We start from the raw sequence: 8839 nt of genomic DNA on the forward strand, positions 1-8839 counted from the left end.
TATTTTTTAAGAAAAAAATTGCAGTTACGTAATGCGATACAATTTACCTATTCTTTACCCACTAAGGATTCAAAATGAACCTTAATACAACTTTAAAAAGTTTAGCTTTAACCTTATCCATGTCTGTTGTTGCTACTGCAGCTCAAGCCGATTTTGTTGGCAAAGTTGTACGTATTTCTGACGGCGACACTATCACCGTTTTAAACAACAACAATGAGCAGATCCGTGTTCGCTTCAACCAGATTGATGCACCAGAAAAAAGTCAAGCTTTTGGTCAGAAATCGCGTCAGAACATCAGTTTCTTGCATGAAACGATTGTGTATGTGCAAGAAAATAGTAAGGACCGCTACGGTCGTACTCTTGGTACCATTTTTCAGATGCGTACAAACCAAGTGCCCAACTTAAACATCGTGAATAGTGTTAACTATAAGCAAGTTAAAGATGGCTATGCATGGGCTTATCGTGAATATCTCAAAGATAAAATTATTTTGAGTGCTGAAAGCAACGCACGTTCTCAACGCCTTGGTTTATGGGCTGATCCAAACCCTGTTTATCCAAGCCAGTACCGTCACAATAAGTAATATTGATGAACGGTGAATTAAATACCGCTAAAGCCGTAGCGGTATTAAATAAATATCTACTGCAACAACAATGTGGTAATCGTATGGAACTGCAGTTTTTCAGTGAAGAACTGCAAGCTCAGATTGAAGCTCTCAGCTTGGCTTCTGTACGAAATGAGTTGGTTACTCAGTTGGCAAATTTGGGAAAATGTCTTTGTGATGAAAAGTTGGTGAATTGTTCAGCCAACGCAAATTACTCAGAAGTGGCAATAGATTTCCTTGAAATGCACTTAGAGTCGCTGGAAGGGCGACAGTTCAAAGAAGGTTTTATATGACATCTATTGTCATATCCACGGAATCCAATTAATCACCAGATCAGAACGAACCACTAAGCAATTAGTGGTTTTTTTCCTAAGGGAACTAGATCAATTGTAGATTTTTAAAAGGTAATGTTATGCCGAACAAAGATGATGAACATGCAACTAAATAAAGCTTTCTACCTTTACCTTACTTTTGTAGCGATTCTTTGGGCTATTATCTGGTGGTGTTTACTGATTAATATGCACCAGTACTTTAGTGCGGTTTTTTATGTTTTAACGGGGTACTATTTTATTAATAAAATTTTGATGAAAATTAGTCCTTATTCATCAAAAATACTTTTTACAGTTTTATGGCCAATTGCTTATCCAGTTTTATTCTTAATACTCTTGTTCAAGAGGTGGGATAAAATCTAAATTTGAAATGACACACCTATAACAACACCCTAGAAGGTGAAGTAATCCGAAAGTTAATTGGTTCAGTGGATCAAGTTTTAGCTAAGTAGTTTAACCTTGGCAACAAAAAAGTCCCATTTGCAACATTGGGGCTTTTTCATATCTATTTTTTCTCTGTACACGACAAATTTCACAGAACCCTTATCCTATCAGGATTCTGCCTTCTTAAAATTGCCAAAATTTCCTTAAACTCTTCTTTTTTCCCAAAACCAATTAAACGCTGAATCGCCATTTGAACATAGTCTAAACCATAGCGAAATAAACTCATTGAGAGTCGTCCATGCTTCTTTATTTTTATCGCTTTTTTTTGATCATGTTGCCATTCACCCGTTAAGTAACACCAACAGAAGCTTATAGCTAACACCGCAATCAATTTTTTCACTCGTCTAGGGTCTGTCAAGCGCGTATTTTCAAGATTAAACCCGCGTCCTTTGAGACAACTGAATAAGGTTTCAATTTCCCAGCGTAATGCATAATCCTGAATAGCATTGGCATTAAACTGAGGAGAAACGACGAGTAAAAGCTCTCCATTTTCTAACTGTAGTGCACTTATATATAGTTTCACCCGACCAACCAAAATCCGTCGTTTACGACATTCAATTTGACCAACTTTAAGATGGCGAAATAAATCACTAATTTTATGATTCTTTCCTAAATGATTGGTGACAATGAAGTTTTTTTAACACGAATGCAGAAGTTGATGTCTTGTTCAATTAACCATGTAAACCACTGCTCACCGATAAACTCTCTGTCTGCGAACACATTCACAATACGGTCTTTACCAAAAATGGAGATAAAGCGTTGAATCAAAGCAATGCGCTCTTTCGTATCTGAATTTCCACGTTTATTAAGCAATGTCCAAAGGATAGGTATCGCTATTCCACGATAAACGATCGCGAGCATCAGGATATTAATATTTCGTTTTCCCCATTTCCAATTGGTTCTATCTAAAGTCAGTTGCACTTTGTCGAATGAAAATATATTGAAAATCAACCGAGAAATTTGACGATAATCGAAATACTGACCTGCAAAGAAGCGCTGCATACGTCGATAAAATGATTGTGGTAAGCACTTGATGGGCAAGGCTTTAGATGCAGAAGAAAGATTACATGTTTGCTTTAAAATAATCACAAGCATGATGAGCGCAAAGCACTTTAAATGTGACTTGTTCCATTTTAGATATTTGTTTAAGATAAGATATAACTCATTGAGATGTGTCATAGTATTCGTCGTTAGAAAACAATTATTGTGACATTATTTCAATGAGTTATCTATTTTTGTCGTGTACAGAGACGAAAGAGGAAAAAATGAAAGAACTTAAGAACGTTGTCATCTACACAAAAGACCATTGTCCGTTTAGTAAACGCGTGAAGGAGTACTTAACTTCTGAAAAAGTTGATTTTAAACAAATTCGCGTGGATGACGATCCCAAGACTTATGATGAGTTGAAGAAAAAAACCAACCTTCAAACTGTTCCGCAAGTTTTTGTGGATGGAAAATTCATTGGTAGCGCGACTGACTTCTTCGCGTGGATTGATAGCTAAAGAACAAACCCAAAAATAAAGGAGCAAATTTATGTTCAACTGGGAAAGCATTAACAACTATCTCGATAACGGCACTCCCGCTCCTCCTAGAAAAGTAGAAAAGAGCGAGGAAGAGTGGAAAAAAATTCTGACGCCCGCTCAATTTAATGTCATGCGGAAGAAAGGCACCGAGCGCCCTCACACTGGGGAACTCTGTTCATTTTATGAGGCAGGACGGTATGCCTGCGCGGGCTGCGACACTGAACTGTTTGATTCGAACGTTAAGTTTGATTCGGGAACAGGTTGGCCGAGTTTTTCTGAGCCCGTCGCCGACAACGTAATTCAATATGAACTGGACACGACTTACGGACGAAGAATCGAAGTGCTATGCAATGTGTGCGAAGCCCACTTAGGGCACGTTTTTCCAGATGGTCCTGAGCCCTCTGGGGCTCGATTCTGCATCAACTCGGAGTCGTTGAAGTTTGTAGAGTAATTTTAGAAAATGGAGGGGGTCGTGGGGATTAAGCTGTTCGGTCATAAGGACTGCCACAAAACCAAGATTTACCAGTCGTACTTGAAAGAAAATAACAGAAAACTAAAAAAAAGTGGAAGAATATTTGAAATTTAGATCAACTTTAATAAGAAAAACCTATGTATTTGTTGAGAATTGTAATTTTGAGAAAATTTAGTTGATAGATTAAATGTATTTTCATATAAAAAGATATGCTCATTTTTTATATCGATAAAAATGTTAAAATTTGACTATTTAGTAAAAAATATTGAGATTTTTATAGGGCAATTTATCATGCCCTTTTGCTTTGACCGACCAAATGTTCTGCTTGAGATAGTAAAAATTAACTCAGAACTACTAAAAATCAAAAAGATTAAACAGAGTCAGAAAGTAGTAGTACAGGCAAAGTTCAAAGTAATCTACGTCAAAATTTGGCAAAAAATCTTGCTATTGATGCAAAGGGAGCCAGGATTACGTGTGCATTCTAATTATGTTGCAATCTTACAGTTGATACATAATCTTGATGATTTTATCGAAAAATCACAGCAACACTTGTGCTTTGAAAGGAAAGCTCAGAAAGAGCTGGATGCTAAATTTTTTGCTCGATTTTTTAAGCTAACAAAGAATTCAATAAAAGATCAACTTTTACCAAATTGTTCAGATCGTAATGAATTTAACCAATGCAATTTGATAAAAAATTAAGCGAAAGCGAATATGCCAAAGATTGAAACAGAAGAGCAATTCTTAGATTTAGCAGAAAAATTCCAAAAAGATTATTGTTTATTACGCAATCATGTTGTGAATACACAATTTGTCGATCTATCAGATGATTTGTATAAAGAAGTCTACGCGCTATACAAATTAGCACAACAAATTTATAGCTATATATCAGGCTCCAGACAGATCGGTAAGTATTCTTTTTTGGCTGCTTTGAGTTATTTTTCATGTCCGAATATTAGTAATACTCAAGAGTTGTCGTCTGTACGTTATTTGATTTTGCAAGCGAGTTTTTTAACATATCGGCAGTATCAAGAATTTGCAAAGATTGATAAAGCTGAGAATAAGCAAAAACATGTTTGTGATCTCTTTCGCTATGTATCACGATATGTTCTGGATTCTAATCATGCTGAATTATTTCAAGAATGCAGTGAGCTACTAAATCGCTATGTCACGTACGAACGTAATTTGAAAAAAGAGGATCGTAATCAACTTTTTAATATTAAAGATTTCAAACAAGTACAAGTCATAGAGTATTTATCGGCTCTATTAATAATTTTTAAAAGACTAGATGATCGTCGTGTAGTTCATCGTCAGCGTAAGTCAAAAAAAAGCAAAGTTTTGGAATGGCCAACTAAAAATGAACTCAAAAAATTTCGTGAAATAAAATCAGGTAAGCATGAAGATATCGGACATAACGCAAAGATCAGTTTTTATGATGCCTCTCTTTACAAAGATGAAGATGGTGAAATTGAGTTATTGGACACTGAAGTAGAATTATACTCTGAAGATGAAAAAACTAAAAATTTTAATCATTTAATTAGTGATTATGCTGCGTATTACACGCGGCATCGCCAACGCCGTCATGCGCCATTTATTACAAATCCACATTATTTGGCGCCAGATATACTGAAGCAAATTGTTTATGTGCTAAGAGATGAATTATCAGGACAACCGAGGAATGCGGCGATCGCTGCTGCCTGTTTATTGTCTTTATTGACGGGATTATCACCCGTTGCACTGATGGATTTTAATGACCTTATTCAGGAGGGTACGTTGATTCAAAATGGTTCAAGTAGACGTCGCGAATATTTACTCAAATTAAATCTTAATATTACAGAGCAGAAGATTAAGAGCTTAAATGATGAGCGATGGAATGAAGTGATGACACATCAACTACATTTACCTTCTGCTTGGTTTGACTATATAGAACAAGCATCGAATCCAATAATTTCTTCAACAGACATTAATACAAAACTTAAGAATTGGCTTGATAATCGGTTTGTAGGTTCGATCACTGTTGAAAAACTGCAGGCTCAATTATATTTTCATATATATTATGAAACATATAATGAATATCTAGCTCATGTAATTGCTGGGCGGGATAGTCAGCATCACATGCCTGGTATCTATTATGGAGGGCTACCGAAAGCTCAACTCAGTAGCACATATCTAGCCTTTGTAGAAACAGCACTTACACCACATTCCTCGGAATTTACTGAAGACACGGCTGAACTAAAAATATTGCAACGCAATTCAAAGTGCAATCTGCATTATCTATCGGAAGGATAGGGAGCCAACTGGCACTTGAACCCAGTTTTGTGAAAGAGCAATTTGCTTTTTTACATAAACATTGCCAAGAAAATATTCAAAAAGATCAACATATCATTAATCAACTGAATGCATACGCATGTTGGATGTGGCATATCAGCTTGTTGAGTTTGGCAAGTCGGCCTAAAGAAAACCTGTTGGGGAATTTGGATGATTATTGTGTTGAGCTTAAGCTTTTATATGTAAACGATAAAAGAAATAGTAAAGCAAGAAAAGATGGTCGTTTTATCCCATTATCTGATTTTTTCATAAAAACACTGCAAAATTACACAGTCTTTTTAGAACAAATTATTGAAGCGTACGGTTCGTTTTTTAGACAAGTCTTTGCAAAGAAAATTACTGTAAATGATCTTTTTGGCAACGTCATTGGTAGTAAAGATATCTTGCCGATAACTGTCAAAGAGTGGCAGAGCAGAAAAATTAAGTTAATCCCTTTATCTCGAAATTGGGTAAATTTATATATGGAAGGAATCTTTCCAAAGAATATGTATTCGAATTGGTTACGTCATTTTGATATGAATTTTTTGATGTATACAGAAGAAAAAAAAGAAGAAAAAAAAGAAGAAAAAAAAGAAGAAAAAAAAGAAGAAAAAAAAGAAGAAAAAACTGCTTTAGCATTCCATTTAATACAGGCCCTTTATGGTCATGACCAACGTGACCGAGAGGCTTTTCATCCGCATTCTTCACTTATTCCGAATGTCTATGTACAGCAAGCCCGCCAGCAATTGCAAGATAATGTCAAATTTTTATCGATTAAACACTTAGAGCGAAAATAGTTGTATGCAAAAAATCAAAGAACTAATAAAAACGCAACTAGATGATCTATTTGTTGATATTCATAGATTGGTGAAAAAGTCGCTAGATAGACAGCCTTCTTCACCTGAAGTATTGACGAAAGACATGCAGCAAAAACTTGATCAGCAGATCGCTGAAAAATGGCATGACATTAAAGATAGTGTTGATTGTTTGAGTCAAAAGTTGAGCCGAGACGAACAATCAAAACTGATGCAATTTACTGAAGATGAATTTAATAAAAGAAGGAGGCAATTCAACCAGAATGTAGATAAAAAATCATACAGAATTAAGCTAAATCCACATACGAAACGGATAGTACTGCCTAGAAAAATTGAGAGTACAGAGTCACGATTAGAACAGGGGCATCTACATATTTTGGTAGTCAAGGAATTAAGGCAGTATTGGCAAGATTCATTTGAATATTGGGATGAACCGAAGTACTTATGGGGAAATTTATGCTTAAGTTTTATATATATTTCAGGCTGTGCAGATGAACAGCATTTGATTACTATTCAGAAACAATTGCAGGATGCCATTGAGCTTGGTAAAAATTTGAATTGTTTTCGGTTATACCATTCTGATTATCAAAAGATTACTAATCCATTGTTACTACATTATCGTGTTGAAAACTCTCAATATGGCAACGATGTAGAAAAGGGAAAGTTGTACCAATGGAAACATGTTTTTTTTAACCCATATGCGCAGTTCATTTTACAATATTTAAAAAAGTTGAAAGCCACTCAGAAAGAATTTCGTCTGCAACATTCAGTTGAAGATTGTATTTTAGAAAGCTTGAGTAAGATAGGCAGGAAAAAAAGTCTTGGGGATCTGCAATATCAAATTAAACGCCGTGGATTTCGTGCATTTAATGATGTGCAAATGGTACTCGAATTTAATCCAAACCTTAGCCTAGATATATTTTTGAGTAATGTGCTTCAGCAAGAGATTAATACTGTCGCTTTAAGGCCATCCGAATTTAGATTGCTGTGGAATAATGATTACAATCAAGTCACAGAACCAGATAATCGCCCTATTCATTTTGAACAAGAGCAGTTACATCCGGAAGTTCCGACTGCACAAAGCAAATTACAAAAGATTCCGTATGAGTTAATGTTGTTTGATCAAAAGAAACGTAAAGGTCAAAAAGTTGAGCGTTTAGATAAAAAGAGGAATAAAGAAGAACGCACGCTACGTTTTTGGCAAGAAACCAGAAGGGTGTTAGAGGAGAAGATAGTTGATGCTAATACGGAGGAAAAGTCTTTAATTGATGCTCAACTACGCTTAATTGAATGGTTAATGCATTTAAAAAAACGAGGGCTTCAATTATCAACTATTGAAAGCTACTTAGGATCGTTTGGTAAAGAATTTATATTTGAGATTTGGCTCAATAAATTAGATTTAAAGCAACAATCCATTGATGATTATGAAGATTTATATCGACAGTTGTTGAAATATAGCAGTGAACGAGATGCACAAGCAACTCAACGTGAAGCTGTTAAAGGAAAAACCTCTCGTAAGATGCACCAAACAGCAGAATACCGTTTTGGTCGCCTAAAAGATTTTCATCAATTTTGTATAGAGAATTTTGATGCACCAGAGGTATTGGTGTTACAGAATTCAAGTTTTAAGCATTTACAAATTTGCAATGCACGCCTAGTAAGCCCTTTGTTATTTGGCAAGCTATTGGAAAAACTAGAACATTTAAGTCAAGAGCCAACGGCATCAGAGTGGGTCGATCATCTGAGTTGTTTAAAGCTGATGTATTTACTGAGTTATAGAACTGGACTCCGATTAAATGAAGTTCGTTGTCTTAAAATACAAGATATTATTTGCCCAGAGTTACTTTATAAAGAAAAAGAAAATACAGCTTTTAATAATATCACGCTTCATATTCAGAACAATTCATATCGCCGTCTGAAAACGCAAAGTGCAAATCGTCAAATACCTTTGAAAATTGCATTGTCAGAACATGAGTTTTTAGTAGTACAACGTTACATACAACATCGTTATGAGCAATATTTGGTTAATCAGCAGGATGATCTACTTTTTAGTGTGAATCATCGTGTATTAACTGATCAATGTATCAGCAAAATTACAGTAGATTTGTTTAGTCAAATATTAGGTATGCATCATGGCTTTAGTTTTCATACATTACGCCACAGTGCTGCTAACTATCTAGCAATAACTTTGCTCGGTTCAAAAGAAATGATCAAGACCTACACAGATTGTCGTTGGGTAAAAGCAAAAAAGATGAGGGATTTATTGTTTGGTATGAAAGCACGTGCTCAAGAAGAGATTATTCAACATAAATGGCAGGTGCTCGCCTCTTTGAACCGTACCGGGTTTGTC

General features: G+C 35.4%; 7 protein-coding genes and 1 pseudogene. 7 read left to right on the top strand and 1 reads right to left on the bottom strand.

The window, feature by feature from the left end; genetic code table 11:
- The first annotated feature begins 74 nt into the window (after positions 1–74).
- Together A7P55_RS08985 and A7P55_RS08990 are read left to right on the top strand one after the other, a co-directional pair.
- Positions 75–581, top strand: a complete 507-nt coding sequence (locus A7P55_RS08985) for a thermonuclease family protein (RefSeq protein WP_005006141.1) — start codon at positions 75–77, stop codon at positions 579–581.
- Between the two features lie 5 nt (positions 582–586).
- The gene (locus tag A7P55_RS08990; protein WP_005006143.1) at positions 587–895 is read left to right on the top strand and encodes a hypothetical protein; all 309 of its coding nucleotides are present in this window, start codon (positions 587–589) and stop codon (positions 893–895) included.
- Between the two features lie 568 nt (positions 896–1463).
- Here A7P55_RS08990 and A7P55_RS08995 read toward each other — a convergent pair.
- A protein-coding gene (locus A7P55_RS08995) for an IS4-like element ISAba1 family transposase (protein WP_110925086.1) occupies positions 1464–2554 on the bottom strand; the annotation gives its coding sequence in 2 pieces (ribosomal slippage) (positions 1464–2014 and positions 2014–2554; 1092 coding nt in all).
- A gap of 86 nt (positions 2555–2640) precedes the next feature.
- Between A7P55_RS08995 and A7P55_RS09000 the strand changes: the two genes are divergently transcribed.
- The 5 genes and pseudogenes from A7P55_RS09000 to A7P55_RS09020 all read left to right on the top strand — a co-directional run.
- Positions 2641–2877 carry a glutaredoxin gene (locus tag A7P55_RS09000; protein WP_009499586.1) on the top strand — a complete coding sequence of 79 codons (237 nt, stop codon included), beginning with the start codon at positions 2641–2643 and terminating at the stop codon, positions 2875–2877.
- A 31-nt stretch (positions 2878–2908) separates the two neighbouring features.
- On the top strand, positions 2909–3349 hold the full coding sequence (gene msrB, locus A7P55_RS09005) for a peptide-methionine (R)-S-oxide reductase MsrB (RefSeq protein ID WP_000483554.1): 441 nt from the start codon (positions 2909–2911) through the stop codon (positions 3347–3349).
- Positions 3350–3604: 255 nt separating this feature from the next.
- Positions 3605–4069: a hypothetical protein gene (locus tag A7P55_RS09010; protein ID WP_171551857.1), complete on the top strand. Its 465-nt coding sequence runs from the start codon at positions 3605–3607 to the stop codon at positions 4067–4069.
- A gap of 12 nt (positions 4070–4081) precedes the next feature.
- Positions 4082–6471: pseudogene (locus A7P55_RS09015) on the top strand (hypothetical protein).
- A gap of 4 nt (positions 6472–6475) precedes the next feature.
- Positions 6476–8839, top strand: a 2364-nt coding sequence (locus tag A7P55_RS09020) for a site-specific integrase (protein WP_171551858.1), incomplete at its 3' end; no start/stop codon positions are given.

The organism is Acinetobacter sp. Ac_5812, assembly GCF_013072695.1.
Lineage (GTDB): Bacteria > Pseudomonadota > Gammaproteobacteria > Pseudomonadales > Moraxellaceae > Acinetobacter.

Bases quoted from the DNA above. Each gene is read 5' to 3' on its own strand.
- A7P55_RS08990 (WP_005006143.1), top strand. From the start codon at position 587: ATGAACGGTGAATTAAATACCGCTAAAGCCGTAGCGGTATTAAATAAA.
- A7P55_RS08985 (WP_005006141.1), top strand. From the start codon at position 75: ATGAACCTTAATACAACTTTAAAAAGTTTAGCTTTAACCTTATCCATG.
- A7P55_RS09010 (WP_171551857.1), top strand. From the start codon at position 3,605: ATGTTAAAATTTGACTATTTAGTAAAAAATATTGAGATTTTTATAGGG.
- msrB (WP_000483554.1), top strand. From the start codon at position 2,909: ATGTTCAACTGGGAAAGCATTAACAACTATCTCGATAACGGCACTCCC.
- A7P55_RS09000 (WP_009499586.1), top strand. From the start codon at position 2,641: ATGAAAGAACTTAAGAACGTTGTCATCTACACAAAAGACCATTGTCCG.